24 protein-coding genes are annotated in these 26,961 nt (G+C 58.3%); 13 read left to right on the top strand and 11 right to left on the bottom strand.

What is annotated here, in order from left to right; translation table 11 throughout:
* The first annotated feature begins 186 nt into the window (after positions 1-186).
* From FOI68_RS00115 to FOI68_RS00105, 3 genes are all read left to right on the top strand, one after another.
* Positions 187-1,566 (top strand): hypothetical protein, encoded by a 1,380-nt coding sequence (locus FOI68_RS00115; RefSeq protein WP_143862011.1) that lies wholly within the window; start codon positions 187-189, stop codon positions 1,564-1,566.
* Positions 1,567-1,819: 253 nt separating this feature from the next.
* The gene (locus FOI68_RS00110; RefSeq protein WP_143862010.1) at positions 1,820-2,890 is read left to right on the top strand and encodes a flavin-containing monooxygenase; all 1,071 of its coding nucleotides are present in this window, start codon (positions 1,820-1,822) and stop codon (positions 2,888-2,890) included.
* Between the two features lie 12 nt (positions 2,891-2,902).
* The gene (locus tag FOI68_RS00105) at positions 2,903-3,883 is read left to right on the top strand and encodes a cation diffusion facilitator family transporter (protein ID WP_029099262.1); all 981 of its coding nucleotides are present in this window, start codon (positions 2,903-2,905) and stop codon (positions 3,881-3,883) included.
* Positions 3,884-3,937: 54 nt separating this feature from the next.
* On the opposite strand, the gene acsA is transcribed toward FOI68_RS00105, so the two are convergent.
* Positions 3,938-5,653 (bottom strand): acetate--CoA ligase, encoded by a 1,716-nt coding sequence (gene acsA / locus FOI68_RS00100; protein ID WP_029099261.1) that lies wholly within the window; start codon positions 5,651-5,653, stop codon positions 3,938-3,940.
* Between the two features lie 167 nt (positions 5,654-5,820).
* Between acsA and FOI68_RS00095 the strand changes: the two genes are divergently transcribed.
* From FOI68_RS00095 to FOI68_RS00070, 6 genes are all read left to right on the top strand, one after another.
* Positions 5,821-6,786: a metallophosphoesterase gene (locus FOI68_RS00095; RefSeq protein WP_143862009.1), complete on the top strand. Its 966-nt coding sequence runs from the start codon at positions 5,821-5,823 to the stop codon at positions 6,784-6,786.
* 41 nt (positions 6,787-6,827) lie between these two features.
* Positions 6,828-7,829: a PucR family transcriptional regulator gene (locus FOI68_RS00090; RefSeq protein ID WP_143862008.1), complete on the top strand. Its 1,002-nt coding sequence runs from the start codon at positions 6,828-6,830 to the stop codon at positions 7,827-7,829.
* A gap of 114 nt (positions 7,830-7,943) precedes the next feature.
* Positions 7,944-9,059, top strand: a complete 1,116-nt coding sequence (locus FOI68_RS00085) for an ABC transporter ATP-binding protein (protein WP_029099259.1) — start codon at positions 7,944-7,946, stop codon at positions 9,057-9,059.
* Positions 9,060-9,131: 72 nt separating this feature from the next.
* A complete protein-coding gene (locus FOI68_RS00080; protein ID WP_143862007.1) occupies positions 9,132-9,908 on the top strand; it encodes a Cof-type HAD-IIB family hydrolase in 777 nt (258 codons plus the stop codon).
* A 105-nt stretch (positions 9,909-10,013) separates the two neighbouring features.
* Positions 10,014-11,405: a S8 family peptidase gene (locus FOI68_RS00075; RefSeq protein WP_044900300.1), complete on the top strand. Its 1,392-nt coding sequence runs from the start codon at positions 10,014-10,016 to the stop codon at positions 11,403-11,405.
* A 31-nt stretch (positions 11,406-11,436) separates the two neighbouring features.
* Entirely contained in the window at positions 11,437-12,030 is a 594-nt protein-coding gene (locus tag FOI68_RS00070; protein WP_143862006.1) for an NAD(P)H-dependent oxidoreductase, read from the top strand.
* Positions 12,031-12,117: 87 nt separating this feature from the next.
* Here FOI68_RS00070 and FOI68_RS00065 read toward each other — a convergent pair whose 3' ends face one another.
* The 5 genes from FOI68_RS00065 to FOI68_RS00045 form a co-directional block, all read right to left on the bottom strand.
* Complete coding sequence (locus FOI68_RS00065) at positions 12,118-12,618, bottom strand: DUF3907 family protein (protein WP_143862005.1); 501 nt, start codon at positions 12,616-12,618, stop codon at positions 12,118-12,120.
* A 94-nt stretch (positions 12,619-12,712) separates the two neighbouring features.
* Positions 12,713-13,888 (bottom strand): ABC transporter permease, encoded by a 1,176-nt coding sequence (locus FOI68_RS00060; protein WP_029099254.1) that lies wholly within the window; start codon positions 13,886-13,888, stop codon positions 12,713-12,715.
* Positions 13,881-15,071 carry an HlyD family secretion protein gene (locus FOI68_RS00055; protein ID WP_143862004.1) on the bottom strand — a complete coding sequence of 397 codons (1,191 nt, stop codon included), beginning with the start codon at positions 15,069-15,071 and terminating at the stop codon, positions 13,881-13,883. Before FOI68_RS00055 ends, FOI68_RS00060 begins: the two co-directional genes overlap by 8 nt.
* Positions 15,072-15,126: 55 nt before the next feature.
* Complete coding sequence (locus FOI68_RS00050; protein ID WP_044900297.1) at positions 15,127-15,711, bottom strand: TetR/AcrR family transcriptional regulator; 585 nt, start codon at positions 15,709-15,711, stop codon at positions 15,127-15,129.
* A 314-nt stretch (positions 15,712-16,025) separates the two neighbouring features.
* Positions 16,026-16,646 carry a YhcN/YlaJ family sporulation lipoprotein gene (locus FOI68_RS00045; protein WP_044900296.1) on the bottom strand — a complete coding sequence of 207 codons (621 nt, stop codon included), beginning with the start codon at positions 16,644-16,646 and terminating at the stop codon, positions 16,026-16,028.
* 424 nt (positions 16,647-17,070) lie between these two features.
* Here FOI68_RS00045 and FOI68_RS00040 point away from each other — a divergent pair, with 424 nt between their 5' ends.
* Together FOI68_RS00040 and FOI68_RS23210 are read left to right on the top strand one after the other, a co-directional pair.
* Positions 17,071-19,203 (top strand): exo-beta-N-acetylmuramidase NamZ domain-containing protein, encoded by a 2,133-nt coding sequence (locus FOI68_RS00040; RefSeq protein ID WP_143862003.1) that lies wholly within the window; start codon positions 17,071-17,073, stop codon positions 19,201-19,203.
* 123 nt (positions 19,204-19,326) lie between these two features.
* On the top strand, positions 19,327-19,473 hold the full coding sequence (locus FOI68_RS23210) for a hypothetical protein (protein ID WP_162836752.1): 147 nt from the start codon (positions 19,327-19,329) through the stop codon (positions 19,471-19,473).
* 177 nt (positions 19,474-19,650) lie between these two features.
* Here the strand turns inward: FOI68_RS23210 and FOI68_RS00035 are convergent, their stop codons facing one another.
* The 4 genes from FOI68_RS00035 to FOI68_RS00020 all read right to left on the bottom strand — a co-directional run bounded on the left by FOI68_RS00035 (position 19,651) and on the right by FOI68_RS00020 (position 23,863).
* A complete protein-coding gene (locus FOI68_RS00035) occupies positions 19,651-20,709 on the bottom strand; it encodes a C45 family autoproteolytic acyltransferase/hydrolase (RefSeq protein WP_255433323.1) in 1,059 nt (352 codons plus the stop codon).
* A gap of 5 nt (positions 20,710-20,714) precedes the next feature.
* Complete coding sequence (locus FOI68_RS00030) at positions 20,715-21,326, bottom strand: TetR/AcrR family transcriptional regulator (protein ID WP_035298209.1); 612 nt, start codon at positions 21,324-21,326, stop codon at positions 20,715-20,717.
* Between the two features lie 167 nt (positions 21,327-21,493).
* The gene (locus FOI68_RS00025; RefSeq protein ID WP_143862002.1) at positions 21,494-23,083 is read right to left on the bottom strand and encodes an acyl-CoA synthetase; all 1,590 of its coding nucleotides are present in this window, start codon (positions 23,081-23,083) and stop codon (positions 21,494-21,496) included.
* A 537-nt stretch (positions 23,084-23,620) separates the two neighbouring features.
* Complete coding sequence (locus FOI68_RS00020; RefSeq protein ID WP_035289631.1) at positions 23,621-23,863, bottom strand: hypothetical protein; 243 nt, start codon at positions 23,861-23,863, stop codon at positions 23,621-23,623.
* Between the two features lie 575 nt (positions 23,864-24,438).
* On the opposite strand from FOI68_RS00020, the gene FOI68_RS00015 reads away from it, so the two are divergent.
* Positions 24,439-25,332: a hypothetical protein gene (locus tag FOI68_RS00015; RefSeq protein WP_143862001.1), complete on the top strand. Its 894-nt coding sequence runs from the start codon at positions 24,439-24,441 to the stop codon at positions 25,330-25,332.
* Positions 25,333-25,491: 159 nt separating this feature from the next.
* Positions 25,492-26,514, top strand: a complete 1,023-nt coding sequence (locus FOI68_RS00010) for a hypothetical protein (protein ID WP_044900290.1) — start codon at positions 25,492-25,494, stop codon at positions 26,512-26,514.
* A 96-nt stretch (positions 26,515-26,610) separates the two neighbouring features.
* Here the strand turns inward: FOI68_RS00010 and FOI68_RS24200 are convergent, their stop codons facing one another.
* On the bottom strand, positions 26,611-26,802 hold the full coding sequence (locus FOI68_RS24200; RefSeq protein ID WP_370512096.1) for a hypothetical protein: 192 nt from the start codon (positions 26,800-26,802) through the stop codon (positions 26,611-26,613).
* Between the last annotated feature and the right edge of the window lie 159 nt (positions 26,803-26,961).

Genomic DNA, 26,961 nt, shown 5'->3' with positions numbered 1-26,961 from the left:
CTCCGCTGCCCGGCTCCGGAATCGCTTCCTCTCCCTATCGCTGTTTCCTATCCATCACTCATCCAAGCCGAACCGTCTCGCCCACACCTGAAAAGGAGGTGATCCCCCCGATCACGGTCCGTTTTCACGATGGTTGACGTTGACGCATGTCCGGAGAAAATCTCTTGACGATGGGAGGCGCTACGGATGAACCACCCTGATTTTTCCAACCTGCAGACGTGTGTGGAAGATGCGAAAACGGCCGCGTTGGATACAAACGCCGGACCGGCCGACCCGACGGATTACCGGCAGCTGCTGATTCGCCTGGAAGCGGCACGGGAGAAACTGCCGCCGCTTTATCGGGAGAAAGTGTTCCAGCCGATCGCACGCGCACTGGACGAGCTGTCCGAGTCCGGATTTGTCGAGCTGCTCAAGCGCGACCCGGACCGGGAACGGGAAGCGGGTCTTCTCATGGACATCGTCCAGGCGATTCTGCAAAACGGGGAAGGGTACGAACAGACCGCGACGGATGCCTTTCAGGAAGTGGTCAGCGACTTGTACGACGGTTTTCTCAGCGCGGGTGACCGAGCCGGAATCAAACCTCCGGACCACAGCGTGATTGCCCCGCTTGTCAAATGGGGACGGCCCCAGTACGGGCCGTACACGTGGCCGGTGGACGCCGCGGCCCACTTTGGACTGGAGACGGGCATCGTCAACCTGCCCCCCTCCCATGCCAAGCAGGGCCTGCTCGCCTGGTCCGCGCTCGCCCACGAAACGGCCGGACACGACATTCTGCACGCCGATACGGGGCTGCTGCAGGAGCTGTCACAGGTCGTCCGCCAGGAACTTATCGGACAAAAGTTCAGCCGAAGCTTGGCCGAGTACTGGGCGCTCCGCATCGATGAAACCGCCTCCGACGTGCTGGGCGTTCTCAACATGGGTCCGGCCGCGGGCATTGGCTTGATCGGTTACTTCCGCGCCTTGAACGGCGCTTGGGGAGGCACGCCCAAGCTGCGCAATACGGGTCCCGACTACGATCCCCACCCCGCTGACATCCTGCGCGGATACTTGGCGGCCGAGACCGTCCGGCTGCTCCGTTTTGACGGCGCTCCGCTCTGGGCGGACGCCCTCGCGGCGGAAACGGACAAAGACCTCGGCACGATCGTGTTGGGGCGAACGACCGTCGACGCCGATACGGCAAAGCGTTCCGCCGCCGCCGTCGCCGCCGCCATCGCGGATTCGCCGTTGAAGAGCCTGGAGGACCACGCGCTGGCCCAGATCCAGAACTGGCACGACCGCGACGAGCAAATTGCCGCCAGCATTCGCTCCCATCTCGCCTCCGCCGGCGACCTGAACGATTGCTACGTGTCGGGGATGTACGCCGCCCATGTGGTGGCTGCCGCCGTCACCGGCGCGCTGGGACAGGGCGCCAACATCCCGGAGATTTTCCAACGCATGGTCACCGTGTTGAAAAGCATGCACGATGCCAATCCGGCATGGGGGCCGCTGTACGTCAGACATCCGGGCGATCTCCAGCCCCATCGGGTCTACACCCGGCCTGCCGCCGAGTCGGTTGCCGCCGGCTGATCCGGCACACACCGGGCCGTTTGGGCAGCAAATTTGTTCCGACTATTTCGAATTGATCGGCACCGTAAGAAGCATGTTTCCGCGGAGAACGCGGAAACATGCTTCTTTGCTTGTCGCCGTCCGGCATTGCGCCAGGTTCGACCGCCTGGAATGGGCAGATGATGCATCCCAAACATCCAAACATATGATTGAGTGTTCATACGTTAATATGTTATGATTTTCTTGCCATCACATGGGAAAAGGGGACAATCGTATGAACGCGTATGATGTGCTGGTGATCGGCGCCGGCCAGGCGGGGCTGGCCATGGGCTATTACCTGCGGCAGGCGGGGCTCCGCTTCCTGATTGTCGACCAGTGCGAGCGGGTGGGCGATAGCTGGCGGCAGCGGTACGACACGCTCGTCCTGTTCACCCCGCGCTCTTGCAGCGACCTACCCGGCCTGCCCTTCCCCGGGGAACGGGACGGACTGCCTGCAAAAGACGACGTGGCCGACTACCTGGAACAGTACACCGCCCACTTCTCCCTGCCTGTCCGGACGAAATCGCCCGTCTCGTCGGTTGAGAGGCACGGCGATGGGTTTCTCGTCGCCAATGGACAGGAGCAGTGGTTCGCCCGGCAGGTCGTGATCGCCACGGGACCGTTTCAGACACCGTGGATCCCCGCGATCCACCGGGATGCTGCCCCGGATGTCGTCCAACTGCATACGGCTGCGTACAAAAACGAACGCCAGCTCCGCCCCGGACCGGTCCTGGTGGCCGGGTCCGGCAATTCAGGGGTCCAGATCGCCGTGGAACTTGCCGCCTCCAGACCGGTCGTTCTCTCCATGGAGCGGCCGCGTCCGTTTCTTCCCCTGCGTCTTTTGGGAAAACCTATCTTTTGGTACCTCAAGCTGTCCGGGTTTACCTCCATTCCCGTCACCACCCTGCCGGGACAATGGCTGAGCAGGCGGCCCGATCCGATCATTGGCTACAAGCGGCAGCTCCGCCGCCTGGAACAAGAGGGACGGCTGCGCGTGACGGGGCGGACCGTCCGCCTGTCCGGCCGCATCGCAACCTTTTCGGACGGCAGTCAGGCGGAAGCGGCCAACATCATCTGGGCGACCGGATTCCGACGCACGTATGACTGGCTTCATGTCCCGGGCGTATTGGACGCAAACGGCCGTCCGATTCACCGGCGAGGCGTCACGCCAGCCGCCGGCCTCTACTTTCTCGGCCTGCCGTGGCAGTACCGCCGGACCTCCGCTCTCCTGGGCGGGGTTGGCGAGGATGCGCGCTACCTGCTTTCGCACATCCTGCACACGTCCGGCCGACATCATGTGACGTAAGGGGGAATCCGCATGGGTTTGCATCACCATCACGGCCATGCCCACGACGACGGCCACGGCCATCACCACCACGGCAAAGGGGCCAGCAAGCGCGCCCTGCTGATCGCGCTGTTGATCATCACAGCCTTTCTCGTCGTGGAAATCGTCGGCGGCATTCTGACAAACAGTCTGGCGCTCCTGTCCGACGCCGGTCACATGGTCAGCGACGCCTCCGCCCTGCTCTTGAGTCTGGTGGCGCTGCACGTGGCCGCCCGTCCTCCTTCGAACCAAAAGACGTTTGGGCTGCGCCGCCTGGAAATCCTGGCCGCTTTGACCAACGGCGTCACGCTGGCCGTGATCTCGCTGGCGATCCTCTGGGAGGCGTACGAGCGGCTGCGCACCCCTCCGGAAGTGGCGAGCGGCACCATGATCCTGATCGCCTCGCTGGGGCTTGCCGCCAACGTCGCCGCCGCGTACGTGCTGATGCGCGGCGACTATCGGGAAAACGTAAACGTGCGCAGCGCCTTACTGCACGTGCTGGGCGACCTGCTCGGCTCCGTCGGGGCCATCATCGGCGGGCTCCTGATGCTCTGGTTCGGCTGGTACATCGCCGACCCGCTGATCAGCATCGTCGTCGCCGTCCTGATCCTGCTCAGCTCGTGGCGCGTGACCAAGGAATCGGTCAACATCCTGATGGAAGGATCGCCAGCCCGCATTGACGTCGCCCGCGTCAGCGAACGCCTGCTGCACCTCGACGGGGTAAAGGGTGTGCACGACCTGCACGTCTGGACCGTCACGTCCGGATTTGATTCGCTCACCTGCCATCTGACCGTGGAGGACGACCGGCCCAGCTATCCGATCCTGAACGAAGCGATCCGGCTGCTGCACGACGAGTTTGGCATCTCCCACGTGACCATCCAGATCGAAGACGAAACGGTCCGGCACGCCGAACTGGCATGCGAACACGGGGGACCCGCGAAAGGCGGCCATGCGCACGGCCATTCCCATTCGTAACACAAAAAATCTCCTGCGCATCCTGCACAGGAGATTTTTCTTTTATGGCGGGGATCAGTCTTCCATCGTGGACAGGTCGCCGGTCGGCAGGCCCAGCTCCCACGCTTTGAGCACGCGGCGCATGATCTTGCCGGAACGCGTCTTCGGCAGCTTGTCGAGGAATTCGATTTCGCGCGGCGCGGCATGCGCGGCGAAGCCTTCCTTGACGAATTTGCGGATGTCTTCCATCAGCTCTTCGCTCGGTTCGTAGCCCGCGCGCAGGGAGATAAACGCCTTGATGATTTCCCCGCGCACCGGGTCCGGCTTGCCGATGACGCCCGCTTCCGCCACCGCCGGGTGTTCCACCAGCTTGCTTTCCACTTCAAACGGACCGACGCGCTCGCCGGAGGTGTTGATCACGTCGTCGATGCGGCCCTGGAACCAGAAGTAGCCGTCCTCGTCCTTGTAGGCGGAGTCGCCGGACACGTACCAGCCCGGGAAGCGGAAGTACTCCTCGTACTTCGCCGGATTTTTCCAGATGTTGCGCATCATCGACGGCCAGCCGGTGCGGATGGCCAGATTGCCCATCCGGTTGGGCGGCAGTTCGTTTCCCTGATCGTCCAGGATGGCCGCGTAGACGCCGGGGAAGGGCTTGCCCATCGAGCCCGGCTTGATCGCCATGCACTTGTAGTTGCAGATGAGCTGTCCCCCCGTCTCCGTCATCCACCAGGTATCGTGGATGCGCTGGCGGAAGACGCGCATGCCCCAGTAGACCACTTCCGGGTTGAGCGGTTCGCCGACGCTGAGGATGTGGCGCAGCGACGACAGGTCGAAGCGCTTCACGATTTCGTCGCCTGCCCCCATCAGCATGCGGAAGGAGGTCGGGGCGCTGTACCAAACGGTCACCTTGTACTTTTGAATGGTGTCGTACCACTCTTCCGGCTTGAACCGTCCGCCGCGCACCACGTTGGTGGCGCCGTTCAGCCAGGGGGCAAAAATCCCGTAGGCCGTACCGGTTACCCAGCCCGGGTCAGCGGTGCACCAGTAGATGTCGTCTTCCTGGAGATCGAGGACCCATTTGCCGGTCTGGTAGTGCTGGATCATCGCGTTGTGGACGTGCAGCACCCCTTTCGGTTTGCCGGTGGAGCCGGAGGTGTAGTGCAGGAGCATGCCGTCTTCGCGGTCCACCCACTCGATCTCCAGTTCGGGGGATGCGGATGCCATCGCTGTTTCATAGCTGATTTGCCCTTCCTCGAGACCGTCCGTGGCCCCGACCAGGATGACGTGCTTCAAGGCCGGCAGATCTTTCACCGGAACGCGAGGCAGCAGCGCAGGCGTGGTGACGATGGCGACCGCCTCGCTGTCCTCCAGTCGGTCGCGGACAGCCGCTTCCATGAACGCCTCAAACAGCGGCCCCACGATCGCACCGATTTTCAACGTCCCTAAAACGCTTACATAAAGCTCCGGCGAACGAGGCATGAACACGAAAACGCGGTCGCCCTTGGCAATGCCCAGGCTGCGCAGCACATTGCCGAATTTGTTGGACAGTTCGCTCAACTGTGCGAACGTGTAGCGCTCGTCTCTGGTCGCGTCGCTGTACAGCAGGGCGATTTTGTCTTTGCGCTCCGTCTGCAGGTGACGGTCGATCGCCTCGTACGCGATGTTGACTTTTCCCGTTTCGTACCAGGAAAACTGCTTTTCCACGTCGGCCCAGTCAAAGTTGGCGTAAGCCTCTTCGTAGTTCTGCAGGTTGAACCGTCCTTCCGTGGGCGGAATCAGTTCGACTTTCATACTCTCACTCTCCTTGTGTGACTGAAGGATCACTGCTTCATTCAGCTTTTTCATAATATTTCTGCACTTCCCGACAAATTCCTGCTGCCAGAAACCTACTTATGAGAAAGCGGAAAAAATCTTGTATAATGATCAGGTAGTTTGCTAGAAAGCGGAGGTGACACCAGATGTTCTGGTTTTTGATATTGTCGCTTTTTGCCGTTTTGCTTGCGCGCGCCTACCGCAATACGTTTGATCTGAACACCCGCCGCGTCAACGTGGCCGTCCAGCCGTCGGAACGCCTCGGCGAATCCGCCAGCTTCGAGCCGCTTGCCGTGCTGCACCTGTCCGACCTGCACATGGAAAACATCTCCATCGACGCGGAGCGGATCGTCCGGGACTTTTCCGGACAGCGCATCGATTTGATCGCAATTACCGGCGACCTGTTGGACCGCCATAAAAATATCCCCAAAGCGGTGGCCTACGTGGAAACCGTGATGAAACTGAAACCGCGCCTCGGCACCTTTGCCGTCTTCGGCAACCATGACTACGTGCTGGCTCCCCCGAAGCTGGGGCTGTTGAAAGCGGAGCTGGAACGGATCGGCTGCCGGGTGCTGGTGAACCAGCACGAGACGGTGCTCCACAACGGAGTGCCGGTGCACGTGATCGGCGTGGACGACTACTCCACCGGCCGCAGCAACCTGGCCGCGTCGTTTCAGCATGTGCCGGCAGAAGGCGTGCGCCTCGTGCTGACGCACGATCCCAACCTCGTCCTGGAAATGCGGGACTATCCGTACGACTATCTGCTGTCCGGCCACTTTCACGGCGGGCAGATTCACTGGCCCAAACCGTTTCACCTCGTCAAGATGGGCCGCCTGCCCAAGCTGAACATGGTAAAAGGGCTGCATCGCTACGAGGGACGCCCCTTTTACATCAGCGAGGGCTTGGGGCAGACGGGGATCAACATCCGTCTCCGTTCCCGTCCGGAGATCACGCTGCACACGCTGGTTCCCGCAGGCTCGCTGTCCGGCCATCCGACAGCGGAGACAGCCGCTGCAGCTCGAACGAAAAGCCCCGCCGCAAAACCAGGCGTCGTCGCAGCCAAGCCGGGCGCGGTTGCGACAGAAGCCGCCCGCACACTGGCCCTTGAGTAAGGTATAATGATGGCATCTCGCTGTGAAACGGGGTGCCGGATATGGACGCATGGAAACGGGAAGTGAAACGAATCCGGCAGGCGACAGGCCTGCCGATCGCGTATCTGAACGTGGCGCAGGAGGACAGCGAGGCCGTCCGCGCCGCACAGGAGCAGGCCGGCTGGGAGATCGTGCAGAGCGGGTCTTCCGCCGGCCGGACCTGGATGGTAGCCATTTGGCCGGCCCAGTGGCCCGATGCCGCACGTGCGCTGCTGACGCTGCTGTTGGCCAAGCCCGAACAGGCCTGCTCCGCCCAGGAACAGGTCACCGCCTGGCTGACGGAAGTGGCGGCCGGCCAGCCCGCTTCCCCGCCCAACGGACTGGAACGGCTCTGGGCGTGGCGGGAGAGGCGCGTCTGCTTCCTGTTGGAATCCTCCCGGAGCGAAGGGCTGTTTGAGCTGCCCGCACTGCAGCCGCTCCTGCACGATTTTTTCAAAGGAGCCCCCGTCTCGCTGTTTCCGATCCGTCCGTCCCACCTGCTCCTGGCCGTTCCCGTCTCCGCCCTGGACGGCGGCGATACGGAGGACTGGCTGGAGTGGGCCTTTGGCCTGCACGACCTGATCTCCACCGAGCTGATGGAAAACGTGCGCGTCATTCTCGGACCGGCCGTGGAGACGCCAGCCCTCCTGGGCCAGGCGCTGGACGACTGCCTCCGCCTCTCCCGCGCCCTGCAGAAATACCGGCCGCGGGTCATGGTCGCGGACAGGCGGCAGTTCCCGCTGGAGCGGTGGGCCGCCTCCCTGCCTTCCGACACCGCCTCCCTGTTGGGCGACACGCTCTCACGCATGATGCCGGCACCAAAGCTGAGCCGCGAACAGATCGAGACGCTGGAGACCTTGTTTGCCCGGCAGTTGAATGTGAGCGAGGCCGCCCGGCAGTTGTTTCTGCACCGCAATTCCCTGCTCTACCGTCTGGACAAGCTGACGGAAGAGACCGGCCTGGACCCCCGGCAGTTTCCCGATGCCGTGCTGCTGCAGTTGTTTCTCCTGTTTCGGCAACATTGACCAAACAATTCGTACAATTTGACCGTAGAGCCGCCGATTCCCGACTGGTAACATGTGGGTACAGCGATCAGGAACGACAGCTTTGCAACTTTCGGGAAGACGGAGGTGCCGGAGTTGGCAAAAGTAACGCTCCATCACGTGTACAAACGGTACGGCAGCCATGTAACCGCCGTACACGACTTTCACCTGGAGATTGAAGACCGCGAGTTTCTCGTGCTGGTCGGTCCGTCCGGATGCGGCAAATCGACCACGCTGCGGATGATCGCCGGACTGGAGGAAATCTCCGAAGGCGACTTGTACATCGGGGACCGGCGGGTCAATGACGTGGCCCCCAAGGACCGCGACATCGCCATGGTGTTTCAAAGCTACGCCCTGTACCCGCACATGAACGTCTACGAAAACATGGCGTTTGGCCTCAAGCTGCGCAAGTTTTCCAAAGCGGAGATCGACAAGCGCATCCAGGAAGCGGCGCGGATTCTTGACATCGCCCACCTGCTCGACCGCAAGCCAAAGGCGCTCTCCGGCGGCCAGCGGCAGCGCGTCGCCCTGGGACGAGCCATCGTCCGCGAGCCGCAGGTGTTCCTCATGGACGAACCGCTGTCCAACCTGGACGCCAAACTGCGCGTCCAGATGCGCACGGAAATCCTGAAGCTGCACCAGCGGCTCAACACGACCGTGATTTACGTGACCCACGACCAGACCGAAGCGATGACCATGGGCGACCGCATCGTCGTGATGAAAGACGGCGTCATCCAGCAGGTGGCGACCCCGACCGACATTTACAACCACCCGGTCAACCAGTTTGTGGCCAGCTTTATCGGTTCCCCGGCGATGAACTTCATTACGGGGCGCGTCGCCGAGCAGGACGGCCAGCTTCTCTTCGAAGCCGCCAACCTGCGGGTCCGATTCCCGGAAGACAAGGCGAAGGTTTTGCGGGAGAAAGGGTATGCCGGCAAGCAGGTCACGTTCGGCATCCGCCCGGAAGACATTTACAGCGACAATCAGTTTATCGAAGCCAATCCGTTCGACAGCACCGTCACGGCGGAGGTGGACGTCGTCGAGAACATGGGCTCCGAACTGTTCGTCTACTTTTCCAATGTCGGCGGCACGCAGCTTGTGGCCCGCGTCGACGCCCGCGAAGGCATAAAGCCGCGGATGTCCGTCAAACTGGGCATGGATTTGTCCAAGTGCCACGTGTTTGACAGCGAGACGGAAACGGCTGTATTCTAAACGAATTAAAGAGAAAAAAAGGGATGTCCCCGCCGGCATTCCCTTTTTCCTGTTTGTGGAGAGGGAGAGATCATGTCATACAAAATTGTGTTTTTTGACATTGACGGGACGCTGCTGAATACCGATCATGCCATCCCCGAAGAGACGCGGAGGGCTGTCCGGCAGTTGAAGGAAAACGGCGTCCGGGTCGCAATCGCCACAGGCCGCGCTCCGTACCATCTGCTGCCGGTTGCCGAGGAACTGGGGATCGACACCTATGTCGGGTTCAACGGCTCGTACGTGGTCGTGGAAGGACGGCTGATCCGCGAGACGCCGCTGGCCAAAGAAACGCTGGCCGACCTGGAAGCGACGGCCCGCGCCAACGGCCACCCGATGGTATTCCTCAGCGCCAATTCCTGTTATGCCAACACCGCCGATCATCCGCACGTAATCGAGTCATTTCATTCCCTGCGCCTGGCGCCCCCCGTCTGTCGTCAGCGCTTCTGGGAGGATACTTCCATCTACCAGGCGTTTCTCTACTGCAGCGAACAGGAGGAACACCTCTACTCCACCCGGTTTCGTGACGACGTGTCGTTCGTCCGCTGGCACCGCGTCGTACTCGACGTGCTGCCCCCCAACGGCTCCAAGGCGCGCGGCATTGAAGCGGTGCTGCGCCATTACGGACTCAAACCGGAAGAGGCCGTGGCGTTCGGCGACGGCTTGAACGACAGGGAAATGCTCGCCTACGTCGGCATGGGCGTGGCGATGGGCAACGCTCACGAGCAGTTGAAGCCGCTGGCCAACATGGTGACCCGCCACGTCAATGAAGCGGGCATCCAGTACGGGCTGCGGCAGCTCGGCCTGATCTAGAAGACGAGGAATACTAAGACGAGGAAGCCTGTCAGCTTTTTCCGTCATAATCGCTCCCTCCGTGCGCACGCTATTTCTATACAGCATGGAGGGAGTGAGTTTTTTGTGCGAGTCTTACCCCCGATTATCGCAGCGATCGCTCTGGTCGGGCTGGCCATGATCCCGCTTCGCTGGCATCAGCAGCAGGAAATGCGCGAACCTCACCCCCAGGTTACTTCGCTTTCGGCGAACATTCCGCGGATCAACTACATCGAGCAGGTAAAAGACACGCGGCGCGGGCTGGAAAAGAGCGCCCACATCAAAACCCTGCGCCACAATACGCGCGACCGCAGCCACTATGTGGAGCATGAGGTCGTGGTTCGCTTTTCTCCCCGCCCCGATCAAGCCGCCATCCAGAAGCTGCTGGCCTCGGTGGACGGCCGGATCAAGCGGGATTATGGGCAGGCGATGATCATCAAGTCGCGCAGTTTGACCACCCGGCAGTTGATGAAAAAACTGGCGGAGCATCCCGATTCCGTCTACGCGGAACCCAACTACCTGCTGCTGCCCAACCGCCGGCCCAACGACCCCTATTACCGCGAGTACCAATGGAACCTCCCCCTGATCGGCATGGAACAAAGCTGGGACATCAGCCGGGGCTCCAGCGACGTCGTGGTGGCGGTCGTCGACACGGGCATTGATTTGCGCCACCCGGAATTTGCCGGCAAACTGGTGGACGGCTACAACGTGCTGGAAAACAACAACGTCCCCCAGGACGACAACGGTCACGGCACCCACGTCGCCGGGGTGATCGCCGCCAAGACCAACAACGCCGACGGCATCGCCGGCATGTCCTGGAACGGCAAGCTGATGCCGATCAAGGCGATCGGTGCAGACGGGGCCGGCTCCGCATTTGACATCGCCCAAGGGATTTACTGGGCGACCGACCACGGCGCCGACGTGATCAATCTGAGCGTGGGCAACTACACTTCGTCGGCCGCCTTGAAGGAAGCATGCCGCTACGCGTTTGACCACAACGTGGTGCTGGTGGCCGCATCCGGCAACGACGCGACCAACCAGCCCAGCTATCCGGCCGCCTACGAGGAGGTCATGTCCGTCGCCGCCGTCGACCACAACAGACAGCGGGCCGATTTTTCCAACTTCGGGGACTATGTGGATGTGGCCGCGCCCGGCGTCGACATCCCCAGCACCTACATTCACAGCGATTACGCCGCCCTGTCCGGAACCTCCATGGCGTGTCCACACGTAGCGGCGCTGGCTTCGCTCATCCGCTCCGTCAGTCCCCACCTGAAAAACACGGAGGTCATGCAGATTATTCGCCAGTCCTCGGTCGATTTGGGCCCTCCCGGCAAGGACAAGCTGTACGGGTTCGGCATGATCGACGTGAATGCGGCGCTCAGGCAGGTTCAACCGGCAGCCACAGGCCAGGTGAAGCAGCCGGAGACCATCGGCGAACTGCTGCACAAGTTTTTGCTCCGTCTTCGCTTTGGACTGTAAGAACGAGTGATTCCGCAACAGGAGGGGTTCGATGAAAGCGTGCATCGTTTTTGCCCACGAAGGAAACACCAGCTTTGCCCACCAAATCTTGCAGCACGTCGTCACCGCATGTGAAGCGGCCGGCATCCGTCCCGTTGTCCGCGACCTGTACCGGATCGGGTTTCAGCCGGTCTTTGACGGGGAGGACATGTGCCTGGCCAGTCAAGGCCGGGCCCAGGCCGATGTGGAAGAGGAGCAGGTACTGGTCACCGACGCCGACCTGCTGGTCATGATCTACCCGGTCTGGTGGTGGTCACCGCCCGCCATCCTGAAAGGGTACCTGGACCGCGTCTTTACGGACGGGTTCGCGTTCCGCTACGGCGATGACGGACCGGTCGGCATGCTGAGCGGAAAGCAGGCGCTCGTCTTTACCACCACCCGCCAGTCGGAACAGGAGATGCGCGCCGACGGGTTTGACGAGGTGATCCGCAAGCAGATTGTGGACGGGACGCTGAAGCTGATCGGCTATGACGTGACCTACCGCAACTTTGCCGCCGTTCCGTACGTGAGCGAAGCGGAACGGGCCGCCATGCTGGACGAGGTGGAGGCGCTGGTTCGCCGCATCCGGCAGCCCGTTGGGGTGTAAGCATCGATCAGACAACTGCGCAAAAAAGCCCTCCCGGCAGCGGCACGGTCCGATCGTGCCTGTCTGCCTCGGAGGGCTGTTCTCGATTTACGCTTTTTGCATCCGTTTCTTTGTGATGTAGTCCGTTTCGTAGTACTGCAGATCGTCACGCAGCTGCTCAAACACCTTGGACAGGGAAATGGTCAGTTGTTTGAGCTCAGGGGTTACCTCTTTGCGGAAAATAATTGCGTCATGACCGGTGTACGAATAACGTCCGTCTTCGTCGTACACTTCCCCCTTGGGGTAGTAGAAGTTGTTCACACAGGAGTGATACACCTGGTACAGAACCTCTTCGGCAAACTCCTCTTTGAATTTGGCTCGCCGGAGCGCCACACCCAGCCGCTCGTATGCATTTTCGCAGTAGACCAGCAGGTGCCGCAAGTCGGAGAGATAGTCGCGGTAGTAAGCCTCGTACTCCTCCGGATCGCCGGATTGGGCCACAAGCCCCGCCAGTGTCACTTGGTTCAGAAAGCGCTCCAGCTCCATGCTTACCTTCTTCAACTTCGTGTACGTGTCTTCGCACAATTGCTTCAGATGAGTCGCTGACATAGTGTCCCCCTCGCGTTGAAAGAATCCGCCCTTTTCTGAATAGTATAAAGGATAGGTTCTTTACAACACAAGAATTTCTTTTCACCATATCCTGCTATGCGCTTGTCGACTCCGCCTCGGGAAGGGCCGCTTTCCGCGTCTGGAACTGGTAGGCGACGTACGCCGCAAAGAGGCCGAGCAGCGCCATGAACGCCAGGACCGCCAGATCGTGTGTCAGGTAGGACAGGTCGTGTCCCTTGTTCAGGATTTCCCGGACGCCGTTGAGGAAATACGTGAGCGGCAGCGACTTGCCAATGGCCGCAACGGCCGCGGGCATGGACATCAGCGGCCAGGTGTACCCCGACAGCATGAACGACGGCACCGCGATCAGCATGGCGATCTGGGTGGCCTGCAGTTGGTCCTTGGACCAGAACGAGATGGCGAATCCGATCGCCAGCACGGCGAGGTTAAAGGCGGTGCCCACGATCAGCAGATGGGCCGTGCTGCCGTGGTACGGGATCTCAAATCCCTTTAACAATAAAACAAATGTCAGCATCAGATTAAAGGTGGCCACCAGCAGATAAGGCAGCAGCTTGCTCAAGGCAATCGTCCAGAAACCGTTTTCCCTCAGGGTGGACGACCATGTCCCCGCTTCTTTCTGCTGGGCGACGGAGAGGGCTACGCCCAAAAACAGCACCTGCTGCAGCACCGTTCCGGCCAGACCGAAGACCATGAACGTCAGGTAGCTGAACGTCGGGTTGTACAATACACGGTAGCGGTAGTCGATCCCCGTGAACAGGTTTTTCCCTTCTTCTCCCCAGCCGCCCTGGGCCTCCAGCTTCTTCAGCGTGACGCCGGCCGAGACCGTCTTGATCACGGTGTTGGCGGCCCGGACCGCGGTGTTGGAAATCAGCATGTTGCTGCCGTCGATGACGGTCAGCACTTCGGCCTCCCGCCCCGCCTTCACGTCTTTCTCCAGATCGGCGGGAATGATCACGGCCATGTGCGCCTGTCCCCGGTCGATCAGGTTCATCGCCTCCGCTTCCGTGCCGACGATGTGGGTGATGCGGAAGGTCTGGTCCACCTCAAAGGCGCGGTACAGCTCGCGGCTCAGTTCCGACTGGTCCGCGTCCACCAGCACGGTGGGAATCTCCATCACCTTTTTTTGGCTGTACAAAAACCCGAACAGGGTCATGTACAGAAGCGGCACCACGAACAGCACCAGGCGGATCGTCTTGTTCGTATAGATGTTGCGCCACTCCTGAAGGAGCAGGCGGGAGAAGTTACTCACCGACACCAGCCCCTTCGACGTTCCACTCGACCGTCAAGCCCGGACGCAGTTCGGGATCGGTCACCGTCATTTTGACCTGGAAGGAGCGGATGTCCCTGTCGCCCAGTTCCTGGGTCGCTTTCTTCACGGCAAAATCGGCTGCGGGCGCTACGCTGACGATCTTCGCCTCCACGTCGCGGTTCAGCGCCGGCACGTGCAGGGCCGCCTTGTCGCCCACCTTTACCGTGGACAGCGCGTATTCGTCCACGTAAAACTTCACGTAGTTGTCCGTTTTCGCCTGCAGCGTCACAACCGTATAGCCCTGCGCCACCAGCTCCCCTTTTTGCACGGCGACCGACTTGACGATGCCGTCCACCGGCGCGGTCAGCTTGGTGTTTTTCAGGTACGCGTCAATCTCGTCGAGCGCCCCTTTGGCCTGCTGAACGCCCGCTTCCGCCGATCTAACGTCAAGCTGTTTCACACCCACCTGTCCGCGCGACGCCACCGCTTGGTCGTAAGCGGCTTTTGCCTGCTCCCACTGCGCCTTGGCCGCTTCCAGCTGCTCCTGGCGCGCTCCGGACTGGGCCATCTTGAGCTGTTCGTTTGTCGCTTTCAGTTCGGCCTCCGCTTGTTCGTACTGCATCTGCGCCTCTTCCACTTTCGCCTGCGGAACGGCTCCGTCGGCAAACAGCTTTTTCATCCGCTCCAACTGGGTGGCGGCGATGTCCTTGGCGGTCTGGGCGGCCTGCAGCTTCGCCTTCAACTGGGCCACTTCTTCGGAGCGCGCCCCGTTCTTGCTGGCCTCGTACTGCGCTTTGGCCGCGTCCACTGCCGCTTTCGCCTGTTCCACCTGCGCGCTTACGGTGCTGTCGGTGATCGCCACGCCTTTTTTCGCCTGTTCCAGACGGACCAGCGCCAGGCGATAGGCGGCCTCCGCCTGTTCCCGTTTCGCCAGCAGTTCGTCGCTGTTCAGCGTGGCCACCAACTGCCCCGCTTTTACCTCGTCGCCTTCCTTTACGGCGATCTCGGCAATCGAGCCGCCCATCTTAAACGACAGATCCACCTCGGTCCCCTCGACCACGCCGGTCAACTGCGTTCCACGCTGTCCCGCCACGTTGACCGCTCCCGGTCCCAGCAAATACGTCCCCAGCACGACAATGCCGGTCAAGAACCCGGCGATTCCGATCCATGCGCGTTTGTTCATGTTCGTTCTCCTCTCCTTCCGATTTGTCTGTTACCTGCGAACGCCTGTGATTTCGTCAGTTCTGAGGCTCACCGCGCAGCACGCCGGCCAAAAGCAGGCGCAGCGTCCGCTCGTCCGCTTCCGTCGCCCGCTCCTTGCGGAAGTGCTTGCGCAGCACGGTAATGCCGGCCATGCCGAACAGGGCGGATACCAGCGTCCACACGTCCGCCTCCTCGGCGACATACCCGGCCTGCTTCAGTTCGGTCCAGTATTTTTCCATCGTGCTGAAATACCCGGCCAGCAGCTTGCCGATCATCTGATCCCGCTGCTCGTCGCCGGTGAAAAAGCTCAGGAGGAGAAGACACAGTTCCCGGTGTTCGGAAAAGAAGCGAAGATGCTCATCCAATACGCCAATCATGCGCTGATCCAGCGGCACATGGCCGCGTTTCATCACGCTGTCCACGGAATCGATCAGCATCTTCACTCCTCTTTCAATCACGTACAGAAACAGTTCCTCCTTGGTGGAAAAGTGGTAGTACAGCGTGCCTTTGGCCACCTGCGCCACCTCGGCAATCGCATCCATCGTGGTGTCGCTGTACCCGTACTGGGCAAAAGCCTTCAGCGCTCCCTGTGCGATCTGATCTTTCTTGGATCGGGCCATCCCTCCCCATCCTCCTTAGTGAGATTTCTGAACTGACCGGTCAGTACAAAAATGAGTGTACGCCTTTTTCCTTTTTTCGTCAAGCCCCCGAAAAAAGGCAGACCGCCCGTCAGGCGGTCCTTTCCCTGCGCCGTATGTCAACATCGTCCCCGGCCTGCGAGCACAGCGCCTCCCCGATGAGGACAGCCGCCCCGGACTGCGCACACAACGCCTCCCTGATGAGGAAAGCCGACCCGGACTGCGCGCGTCATGGTACCGGTCTCCTGCTGCACGGGCCCGCGCGCCGTCAGCCGTACAGCCCGACTGCCGGACCGTCAATGGACGAGGTCAAAGCCTTTTGTCGTGTAGCCGATATCGTTCAACAGTGTCTGGAACTCCTCTTCCCTCGCCGTCCCCCCGCGCGAGATCCGCTCGTGCAGGTCGGCGATTCGCTGGTAGATGGCCTTGTTGGTGGAGACGAACATGACGTTGTAACGGGTCTCCGCCTGCAGGCGGCTGCGCATCTCCCTCACCACCCGCTGCTGGATATGGTCGGTATGACCATTGTCGATCCGGGTCGGCTTGTTCGGCGTAAAGGGAATCGACGGGGTCGGGTCAATCTGGTCCGGCTTGGGCGTATCGGCCGTCAGCACGCCAATCAGCAGATTGTCCTTGTACGCCAGCACCTTGATGTCCCGCACGCCGGGTATCCGTTCCGCGCGGCGTTCCAGCAGGGCGATCAGATGGGGCTCGCGGTTGTGGATGTTCTTTTGGTAGATCATCGCCGCCGGTCCCTTGTCCCGTCCGACGTTGTCATTTTTCAGGTTGATGCCGTACGGGTCAAACCGCGCCGGCTTGCCAGCGTAGTCTTCCGTCCCCTGCTGCTTGTTCGGCGTACAGCCGGCAATTCCCGCGGCCAACCATAGGGCCGCGCACAGCACTCCCACTCGCTTCACGCAAAAACACCTCCTTACACCCTAGTGTGTTGTCTGGGAGGTGTTCTTACTCCGCAGGAGCGTTCCTTATCTTCCCTTTTCCAAATGCCACTGCAGGGCAGCCGGGCACACGAAGCCGAGCTTTTCTTACACCTGCCGCTCCGCTTCGGAACGTTTCGACGCCGACGCCTGTCCATCTGCAAGTTTTGAAGGGAGACGCGCAACGTTTCGACGAGATGCGGCGTCAAATAAATGGACGCACGCGTACGGGACAGCAGGCAGCCAGACACTCGGCAGGCTGGGAACCGCAGCGCACTTCCGACCTTTTTCCTCCGCCCAAATACCCATTTTCAAATTGTTGCAAAAATGCAACCAATTACTTCCGCAAAACCGTTACAATGGACTTACAACGACGACATTTCATCGCGAAAGAGGCCGAAGATCCATGAAAAAACTGCTCCCTTTACTCATCCTTGCACTCATTCTCACCATCATTCCTCCCGGCGGCAGTTCCGCCAACACGTCTGTCATTCAATTGGGAAGCGACGTGCTGTTCAATCAATTCCACCACGTGATTGAAGGCAAAAAGGTGGGCCTTGTCACCAACCAGACCGGCGTCAACAGCCAGGGGATCAGCACGATCGACATGCTGCGGCGCGACCGTACCGTCACGCTGACCGCGCTGTACGCCCCCGAACACGGGCTGGATGGAAAAACGCCTGCGGGCCAACACACCGCCTCTTACACGCATCCCGTCTACGGCATCCCGGTGTACGGCCTGAACGGCTCCGCACCCATGCCCACCAAGGAGATGCTGGCGAACATTGACGTGCTGCTCGTCGACCTGCAGGACATCGGTTCCCGGACCTCTCCCTACATCTCCACGCTCCACGCCTGCATGACCGCGGCCAAACAGTTCGGCAAACCGGTCGTCGTGCTGGACCGGCCCAACCCGGTCGGCGGCACCATCGTGGATGGTCCCGTGCTGGAGGCACCGTACCGTTCGTTCATCGGGGTCGACACCCTGCCGCTGGCGCACGGCATGACCATCGGTGAATTGGCCCGATTCTTCAACCGCAGCATCGGCGTCGATCTGACCGTCATTCCCATGCAGGGGTACACCCGCCAGATGCTGTTCCAGGATACCGGGCTTCCCTGGATTCCCAGCTCTCCCCACATTCCCGACCTGGCCGCCGTTTTCGGCTACATGGCGACCGGCCTGGGCGAAGGAACGGGAATCACGCCGGCCGACAACTTTACCTGGATCGGCGGCGAAGGCATTGACTCCCACGCGTATGCCGACCTGCTGAACGGGGCCCTGCTTCCCGGGGTGGTGTTCCTGCCGGAAGACAAGGGAACGCGCGGCGGGGTGCGCCTGCACATTACCGACCCGTACCGGTTCAATCCGGCGAAGACGGGCATCTACGCCCTCGCCTACGCCCGCCAGTTGAACCATTTCCCGGTGCCGAAGAGCGGCCAGACGATCAGCGTGTTTGACAAGGAAATGGGCACCGGGAAAATCGGGCAGTACCTGGAGCAGGGATTGTCACCGCAGGCGATCGAAAGCACGTACGCCGACGAGCTGGCGGCATTCCGCGAACAGCGGAAAGCGTTTCTCATTTACGGCGATCAGCCGTACCAGCCGGTCGAACCGATCCGCAGCAAGCCGGTTGTGCCCGCTTCGGAGCCGGCCTCGAAGCCGCAGCCCGCAGTTACCAAGCCGGCGGCGAATCAACAGGTTCCGGCGATTCACCCGGCGGTCCCGCCGGAAAAACCTGTGCCGCCCGCAGCCAAACCGGCAGCATCCGTCACACCGGCGCCAGCCGGCGCTGCGCAGACGGCGAAACCGCCGGCGACGGCCAAACCGTCCGCTCCTTCCGCAGCAGTGCCCGGGGCAAAGCCGGCCGAGAGCAAACAGCCCCAGGAAAAAGTGGCCTATCTCACCTTTGACGACGGCCCTTCGCCAGTTACCGACAAGGTGCTGGACATCCTGAAGCAGCATCAGGTGAAAGCCACCTTTTTCGTGGTCGGCAAAAATGTTCCCGGCCGTGAAGCCGTGCTGAAACGGGCCATCGCCGAAGGACACGTGGTCGGCGGTCACACCTATTCGCACGATTACCGCCTGATCTACAGGGACATCGCGTCCTTCTTTGCCGATCTGGAAAAAGGCAACCAGTTGATCGAACACGCCACGGGCGTCAAGCCGACCGTGTTCCGCTACCCGGGCGGCAGCACCAACACGGTGAGCAGAAAGTACCAAAATCCAAACGTGTACAACAACAGCCACACGGTCATGCAGGACATCAAGGCGGAAGCGGTCAAACGCGGCTATGTCTTCATCGACTGGAACATCACCAACGGAGATGCCCGCAGCAACCACTACACGCCGGAGAGCGCGCTGGCCAATGTGAAGAGCCAGGTGAAACACCAGCGGGAAATCGTCGTGCTGATGCATGATGCCTCCACAAAAGCGGCGACGGTCCAATCGCTTCCCGCAGTCATTCAATTCTTGAAGCAGCAGGGCTACCGGTTCGACGTCATTCACGCCGACAAGCCGACAGTCGCCACCGTGAAGTAGCGGCAGCCAACCATCACCAGCTCCCTTTCGGGGGAGTTGGTTTTTTGTTTGGGGCACAATAAGCAAGGAGCCGGACAGCTCCTGCCGGCGTCCGCCAGCAACACGTGAAACGGGAGGAAGATCATGGGAAGCTACAAGTGCTGCCACTGCGAGCATGAAACGGACAGCGTTCACCTGATCACGTTCTTCCAGGGCAAGCAGGAACGCGACGAACTCGTCTGCGACACCTGTTACGCCGATTGGCTGGAAGGGTTGAAGGTAGAGCCGTAAGCCCTCCCGGCGGCGATGGCGAGACCGTCGGGAGGACGTCGACACGTTTTTTCGCCAGCCCCAAGCGCGGCCGCTTGTCCATGACGGCCGAACAAGACACAAAAAAACCCGTTTGACGGCTGTTCACGTCCGTCAAGCGGGCTGTTCCTTTCCCATTTAGGAAGACCGTGCCGATTGTCACACCGTATAGGTGCGATATGCCGCTTCGCACGGATTCCCCCAAGCGACATGCATCACGCCGTCCTCCGGCACCATGACCAGAGAGGCTACCGTGGTCATCTGCCACTCGGCGGGCTGATTGGGGTCCACGTGCCTGCAGATCGACGTCGGGGCGTTGTCGTGATCCCGCAGGACGTCCATCATCCGCTCCGCCGTAAGCTCGCCGGCCAGATCCGCCAAGCGGGCGGCCATCCGTTCCTTGCGTGCGAAGCTGTCTGGCAGAATCGTCCCGGCCGTGTCCTGCCCCTGGTAGGAATCCGTCAGGTAGCAGTTGGTGTGGTACAGCATGCCGCCGGACGGCTCGATCACCGTATAGCCGTCAAACACGCTCTCAATCCCGCGCAGCCTGCCCGACGCGTCGGCCAGATGAAAGTACCCGATGCCTCTCGCAGCCTGACAGAGCAGGGAAAACGCCTCCTCAAAGGACGACTGCCGCATCACTTTGGGCAGGTAGCAGCCAATCGGCAGGTGGATGCGGAATCCGTCGGGCGCGGTAAACAACGAATTGGCCGACATGCCGTACCCGGACGAATTGAGCGAATACTCCACGAACCCGCCCAGCGACACGGAGAGGACGCGCACGCCGTTCTCGTACTCCATCTTCACGATGTCCAGCGGGACGTGAGGGAACCAGTCGATGTTTTGCCCCAGGACGGTCTTTCCCTCCCTCGTCCTGTCACCCGCGACGGCAAACGAGGTGCACAGTCCGCGCAGCTTCTGATAGTACACCCCCAGTTCCAGGATACAGCGCAGCGTGAACATCTCCCGCCAGTCGCACCCGACCGCTTCTGCCGTCCCTTTCACCTGCTCGAGATAATCCGGGTCAAACGCCTGTACGTTGGGGATGTACTTTTCCGCTTGGGCCATGACGTCTTCCTTTGTGGTGCGGTACCCGTTGGTCAGCACCCGGAAGATGAAGTCCAGCGAGCTTCGCAGGTTTTCCCTGCACGCCTCGCCGTACTGGCGCCCGATCTCGCGAAACGATCCCCTGCATTCCACCACGGTCCCCGTATTCATCCGACTCACACCTCTCCCTCCTGTTTTGCCGCTTGTCCGCCGATCCCGTTCCAGAAATGATGCCACACCCGTTCGATCTTGGCCGCATCCAGTTCGGGATTGATCAGATAGGCCATCAGCAGGCCTTCGCGCAGCGAGCGAAACGACAGCTCCAGCTCATGCAGCCCATCCGCCTTGATGATCCCTTCGTTCACCCCGTCCGCCAACGTCTGGCGCAGCCGTTCGGCAAACGGCCGCTCCGTCTCCAGCAGTTCGGCCCAAAGCTGCTCCTTCAGATGGGCAGGGGGATAAAGCAGTACCCGGTTCCACAGCATCGAAGATTCCGGCTGCCCGGCAAAGACCCGGATGTATCCCGCAAACATGGCGGACAGGCGTTCCTGGACGCTCTTTCCCCGGACGCGATCCCACAGGGTGTCCATTTTTTCCCGGTATTCCTGCGCGAGCTGCCGGAACACGGCGAGGAACAACTCGTCTTTTCCCGCGAAATACGTATAGATGGCAGGCTTTTTGATGCCCACCCCTTCGGCTATGTCGTTCATCGCCGTCGCCTCGTACCCCCGCTCGGCAAACAGGGAACGGGCGAGGTTCGTGATTTTGTCCACGGTTCGAATGGTCATGACCTCCCCCTTACTTACCGGTCGGTAAGGAAAGGATACCACACATTTCCATTGGCAGTCAATGGAAGTCAATCCGGAAAACAATCTGCACCACCCCAAAACACCCCGAGCATCTGCTCGCCCGGGGTGTTTAATGTGCGCAAACGCGGCTGCCCCTGCCTGCGTGCTTAGGGAACGACCTGATTTTCATCTTCCGCCGCCAGCGATTGGTAACGGAGACGCAGCTCCCGTTTCAGAATCTTGCCGCTCGGATTGCGCGGCAGGCTGTCGGTGATAACCGCGTATTTGGGCGCCTTGAACGAGGACAGCCGCTCCCGGCAGAACGCCAGGATTTCCTCCGCGGTCAGCGTCTCGCCCGCTTTCGGCACCACCACCGCCGTGACCGCTTCGATCCAATAGGGGTGCGGGACGCCAATCACCGCTGCCTCCGACACTTTCGGATGGCGGTAGATCAGTTCCTCCACTTCCCGGCTGGCGACGTTTTCCCCGCCGGATTTGATCATGTCTTTTTTGCGGTCCACGACGGTGATGTACCCCTCCTCGTCCATGATGCCGAGGTCGCCGCTGTGAAACCAGCCCTGGCGAAACGCCTCTCGCGTTTTTTCCTCGTCGCGGAAGTAGCCGAGCATCGCGTGACTCGTCCGATGCACGATTTCCCCCACCGTCCCCGGAGGAACCTCGCGTCCGCTGTCGTCGACGATTTTCGTTTCCACGTTGAGCGCCGGTCTCCCGGCAGAACCGGCCTTGCGCAGTTGGTCCTCCGGCTTCAGAACGGTTGCCAGGGGAGCCACTTCCGTCTGTCCGTAAAAGTTGTAAAACCGTGCGTTGGGCAGCCGCGCGTTCAGTTCCTTGAGAATTTCCACCGGCATGATCGCCGCGCCGTAATAGCATTTTTTGAGGGAGGAGAGATCCCGTTCGGCAAACGACGGGGAACGCAGCAGCGCAATCCAGACGGTCGGCGGGCAGAACAACTGGGTGGCCCGGAACGTCTCCACCGTCTCCAGCATCACGTCCGGCACGGCCTGTTCCAGAATGATCCCGCTCGCCCCCAGGTACACGTACGGACCGAGGAAGCAGTGAAGCTGCGCGCTGTGAAACAGCGGCAGCGCGTGTACCGCAATGTCGTCTGCCGTCATGCCGCCGTCAATGATCGTGCTGACGTATTCGGCAATCACGTTTGCATGGGTGAGCATGACGCCTTTTGGCTTTGATTCCGTGCCGCTGGTGTAGAGGATGTGAACAACGTCGTCGTCCGCCAGATCCACTTCCGGCTCCGTCGTCTCGCAGTCCTGAATCCATTCGCGAAACGGCAGCCATGCCCCCGTCGGAACGGCCGGTTTGGAGATGAGACAGCGCAGCAGCGGCGAACAGCCGGACAGCCGGATCGCCTCGTCCGCCACCGCCCGATACTCCGGTGAGGCAAAACAGGCGCTCACCTCGGCATGTCCGAGAATATACGCCACGTCTTCGGTGTTCAGCATGTAGTTGATCGGCACCATGACCACCCCCGCCTTGGCCAGGGCAAAGTTGAGGATGGCAAAATCCATGGAGTTGCGCGACAGGACTGCTGCCCGCTCCCCTTTGCGCAGTCCCGCCGCCAGCAGCGCGTTTGCCGCCTGATTCACCACCTTGTCCAACTGTTCGTAGGTAAGTGTCTCTTCTTCGAAACGCAGCGCCGGTTTGTGCGGAAAACGGCCCCTGCTGCGGCGCAGCAAATCCCCCAGCGTGTTACGCCTCGCCCGTTGCATGTCGCTCATGATACCGACTCCTCCTTGCCCGTTTCTTTTATTATATCCAAATAATTCTGTATAGTATGTAAATTACAAAAACATTTCCCGGGCAAACCAAAACCCGGGAAGACAAAAAAAGTCCCTGACCAAGCAAGTCAGGGAGAAGAACTCAAGGTTATGGGTTGTTTTCTATATCATAGTATAGAGAGTAGTATATATTCAACCAGCATATTATTCCAATCAATATATGGAAAACGCTCTTCTGCTCGGGCAGATGCTGGTCACAATCCCTGCCCGCTGAATTTTGCAAAAAAGAGCGGCGGCTCGATCTGCAGTACTAAGCCGCCGCAGGCCCCCAAGAAACGCGGGTGCTTCGTCTATAGGATATATCAATGAGTACATACGAATCGATAGCAAATGGATGGATGGCGATGAAAACTTTGGAGTATTCCCAGAAAAACGTCTCCGGTTGTTTCGCCCGGCTCTCCACGCTGCAGCCTCACCTGGTACAAGTGACGTGGGAAATGGCACAACCGGCGTCGGAAAGCGTGCCGACCGCGGCCCTTATTCCTGCACGATCGGGGTCGGCTCCACAATGGACAGCGGGACTCCATGCATGCCGAAAATTTGCCGGACGCGTACGTACAGGTGTACCGGAAGGTCCGGGAACAGAAAGGCGACTTCCCCGCTCGGCAGCGAAGTGATCATGCGCGGGATGGATCGCTTGTTCAGTTCGCGGCGGATGGCTGCCGCTTTGCGCCATGAGACGGCGAAATAAAACGTGGGGGTAATGGGTTCAGCATTCACTCTCAAAACACGCTCCTTTCAGGCCTCCTTACATATATCGGCGAAAATGTCCAATACTATAATTGTAATATATTACCAAACACATCTCCCCCTTGAAATGGTGCGCCCACCCGTTTGTGGACAAGCGGGCGCTTTTCCTATTCAGAACCAACTATCACGATGAACCACGTTTCAGCCTTACTGTTCCTATCATAATGTGGCCGCTGCTGTCGAATATACAGTGGCCATTTACATCTCCTCCACGCAGTTTGGTCAACGCCTTTCAACGTACTGGCCTCAATAGTATGCAAGTATAGCAATAAGGTAAAATTTGGGTTTACATCTTATTCCAGTCCTCAGTAAAATGCAATTAACTAATATTTCCCAAATCCGCCGAGTCACTAAAACCGATCTGACACAGGATTGCTGCTATTCCGAAAATGCAGATTGGAAGAAAGGGGGAGTATATTCTGCTTGAACCATAAAAATGGAGGAAAGAAGTGAGGTGGAACGTTTGCTGGAATCGACGCTGCGACTTCACCGATTTATCTACTCAAACAGCAGTAAGAGCGGATTTTTTAGAAAGGGGATCATTCATGAAAAGAACGTTACGTGCATTATTAGTTGTTACCATGTCGGCTACGTTACTTTTGAGTTCGTTTGAAGCATCTGCTCGTGAGGACAATCCGATACCGCAATACATGTTGCCCGGCACAGTATTGATTTATGATGATAATCTTCAGATTGTCATTAAAAAAGGCGGGTATCCCAATTCCGATGTTAGACCGGCTTCCAGAAGCCTGGATGGACCGCATATTGCGAATGTTCCTGAAGATGCCACAGAAGAAGAGGCCAGGCAGATTGAGCTTGAGAATGAATTGGCAATAAAAGCGTTTCAAATGAGTTTGGCGGGTGATTATATTCAAGCGCCTCCACCTAAAATCTATCCGGGAATGAAAGTAGTTTACGACGAAGTTACGGGCGAATTAAACAACATTTATTATGTGGACGAAAACGATCCTTCTGGTTATTCCCTTCATAATGAGCCAGTTTCAGAGTTGAATCCTAATGCCAATTCGAGACAAGCGGTTCCCAGTGCTGCTGGCGATGTTCAGTGGAAATGGGGGGAGAATAATCGAAACGTATTGACGTATCAAGCTAGTGACGATAGTTTTTTAGGAACAGGCAGAGCGACTTATTTTACGGGTTCAATCGGCAATAGAGATAATAAACTGAAAGACAATGATTGTGCTACTCATAAGGAGTATGATTATTCGAAAAAGGGAAATAAGGATATTACCTTAAGAAATTTAGATACAGATAAAGTTTTTACTTTTTATCAGGCATCTGTAGGGTCTTTGCCTGATGCTATTATCGATATTTGGGGATTAAGCAATTTGCAAAAGGTTGCGGGGAATACAAGAGATACTTCAGTGCCTAATGTAAGGTATTACCATAAGAGATTTTCGGATCAGAGCATACCTAGATAGCCTATTATTAACCGCGAGTCGATATGCCAATTGTTGTTTGTTAGGGTTTAATCCTTTAAATGGTATACGCTGTTCTTTTAAAATTTTTAGAAGTAATGGCGTATACCATTTCAACAAAGAAATCATTCAAAATCTTTAGCTTAGGAGTATTATTTGAACATGAAAAAGAAAATGATAGCGTTTAGCGGCATCATCGCTGTTGTTATCTTAGCTATCCTGGCTATAAATCATCATACACGCGAGGTTAACACAAAAAGGGAATCAGAGGAATATTTACATATAACGGCTACAGCTTATAATAATGGAAAAAATGATGATGACGGGGTTTCTTTGGTGTTATACCTTTATTCGATTCGGGATCAAAACATGTCGGAGATCTTGAGGATTCCTATAGATCCTGGATATCCGGTGGCTTTTGCAGATCTTCGGAACAATAAGGTGTATTTTAGTGATAGCGTTACAGGTGACGAGGTTGATAATTTGTATGAATATAATCTAATAACGAAAGAAAGAAAACAATTAACCTTTGGCAAGTTTCTTTTCAACGATTTGTTTATCGTAGATAACAAAATGATTACAAACGTTGCACCGCGATACGCTACCGTTACTCAACCGGCAATTTTTGATCGGACGACGAGAGAATTTACTTATCTAAATCCAGACGACGATGACACCTGGTGTTTCTCATTGTCCTATAATTATACGACGAAGAAGTTATTGAGTCTTACTGCTTCCGATTCCGAAATGAGAACACCTAAAGTTACGGAAGTTACACATATTAGACCAAAAACTCTGTATTTGATGGATTTGGATTTTGGACAATATCAGCCGATCTACCATACGGATCAATTTGAAATCAGACTGACCAGGCAGCTTGATTCAAATAGAATCTTAATGACATATGATCCATTTATGGGTTCGTCCAAACCCAGGACGTTAAAAATGTTGTATATCGACAGTCAAAAGGTCGAAGATTTTGATGTTCCGGGTATTAAGGAAGTGAAATCTTTTTACCCGAGGGCTCATGCGGAAGGTCTATTTATTTTAGGAAGGGATGTCAATAACCAATATGGACTTTTTTATTATGATATGGTTACAAAGAATGTAAGCAATGTATTTGAAAATTACCCGCTTCCAAAGGATCATCGCAGTTTGGTCGATTTCGTTTACAGTATGGATTGAATCCCTGCCATGCGTCTGGCGGGGATTTTTTTTGCGAAAGGAAAACAACACAAGCCCGCATGAACATCGGGCTCAGGTTGCGTAACATGACCGGGATTACCACTGTTCAATCGCCTCTACAAACAGCTTGTTGACCATCGGCGGGTTGGGCTTGCCCTTTGTCTGCTTCATGACTTGTCCGACCAGATAACTGGAGAGTGGTAACGAATAACATAATGATTTTTTGTATAAATTCCTACCCTTCACAATAGGGTACAATGATTTCAAAGAAAGGTCGGGAGAGCCCATGAGCCTGATGTACAAAGAGCAGTCATACAGACGTTAATAAAGGAGGATTATTTCAATTGAAAAGAAAATTATTTTTGCCTATTGTCACCGCCGGGATATAATTGACCCAGGTTCGCCGGAAAGAAAATGACCCACCCTTAGCGAATATATCCCCTTCGT

The organism is Brevibacillus sp. LEMMJ03 (assembly GCF_007197875.1).
GTDB lineage: Bacteria > Bacillota > Bacilli > Brevibacillales > Brevibacillaceae > Brevibacillus > Brevibacillus thermoruber.
The sequence above is the reverse complement of the archived record's forward strand: the minus strand, read 5'-3'. Positions and strand labels throughout refer to the sequence as shown.